Here is a 1624-nt window from a genome sequence, read left to right on the forward strand (position 1 = left end):
ACGATTTGAGCAAAACAACAGCAATTGACAAAGAGCCAAAAAGGTTAGCCTCACGGTCTGTCGTTGTGGGGAAACAGTTCAAAATGTTATCTTTTCTAATATCTTTTTTATATTATTTATCACTTTAATACATTGTTTCTATTAAAATAAGTCATCTTGATAATTAGTTTTAGTTGTTCACTTACTTCATTTTGCAACTATAACCAATAGTAATTTGGACTAGTTGATTTTTCTCTTAACCACCCAAATTTCTGCGACAACTACGATTAAGAATACACCGAGAAGCGTCATCCATGTAGCCGTTTTTTGACCAGTATTTGGTAATTTATGGCCATTATTTGGTTGATTGTTGATTGGTTTTGCAGGAATTTTTGTATTGATTACCGATACATTTGCAACTTTGTTTGTTGTTTGTAATTCAACAGTAAAGCTATATTTTTTATCTTTATCTAATTGATAGCCTGCTGGAGCAATTGTTTCTTTGAAGTAATAGCTTCCTGGTTTCAAACCTTCATAGGTGATTTGTCCTTTAGTATTTGTCTTCAAAACTTTTGCTACAACTGTGCCATCTGCTTTAAATAACTCAAAGGTTGCACCTGCTAAGACTTTATCCGTATCACTATCCGTCTTCGTTAAAACTACTGAACCTGTCTTTTGGGCATTTTCAGCTGTTACTTTTACAGCTTGTTTATTTTCTGTCGTTTGCAATGGTAAGTTTGCAACATATTTCGCATCTTTATCAAATTCATAACCGGCTGGCGCTGCTGTTTCCACAAAATAGTAACTTCCTGGTTTTAAGTTTTTAACTGTAATCGTACCATTATCATCAGTTGTTAATGAAGATTTGATTTTTTCATTCTCTGCATTATACAAATCGAACGTTGCACCTGGTAATGGTTTTTCCGTGTCACTATCCAATTTCACTAATTGAATTGATCCACTCGTTTGTGCATTACCTACCACAACCGTACCTGGTGTTGGTTTGTTATCAACTTGCAATCCTAAAATTACCGGATATTTAGTAGTACTATCAAAATCATAGCCATCTGGGGCTGCTGTTTCTTTGAAGTAATAGCTTCCTGGTTTCAAATTATCAACAGAAATCTTCCCTTTTTTATCTGTTACTAATCCTTCTTTGATAGCTTTATCCTTGGCATCATATAACGTAAAGGTAGCGCCCACCAATACTTTATTCGTATCGCTATCCAATTTGATTAATTCAACAGAACCAGTTTTTTGTGCATTGGTTGCGGAAACCGTTGCGACTTTCGTTTCTGTTTGTAATTCAACGGTGAAGTCGTATTTCTTATCTTTGTCAAATTCATAACCCGCTGGGGCTGCTGTTTCTTTAAAGTAATAGTCGCCTGGTTTTAGACCACTATAATTCAATTCACTATTAGCTTCTGTCACCAAATCTTTTGCTACAACAGTACCATCTTTCTTAAAGATGCTAAACGTTGCACCTGCTAACGCCTTGCCAGTATCACTATCGGTTTTACTTAATTTTACTGAGCCCGTCTTTTGGGTATTTGTCGCAGAGACAGTTGCCACTTTGGCCGTCGTTTGTAATTCAACCGTAAAGTTGTATTCTTTGTTGCTTTCAAACTCATAGCCAGCTGGGGCT

Annotated in this window: 1 protein-coding gene; it reads right to left on the reverse strand. The window is 35.8% G+C overall.

Going from position 1 to position 1624, the window contains the following annotated elements:
• Window positions 1–219 precede the first annotated feature (219 nt).
• The coding region (locus NE257_RS11465; RefSeq protein ID WP_251886525.1) for a SpaA isopeptide-forming pilin-related protein at window positions 220–1624 on the reverse strand (1405 nt) is incomplete at its 5' end.

Origin of the sequence: Enterococcus italicus, assembly GCF_023743875.1 — a bacterium.
GTDB lineage: Bacteria > Bacillota > Bacilli > Lactobacillales > Enterococcaceae > Enterococcus_G > Enterococcus_G italicus.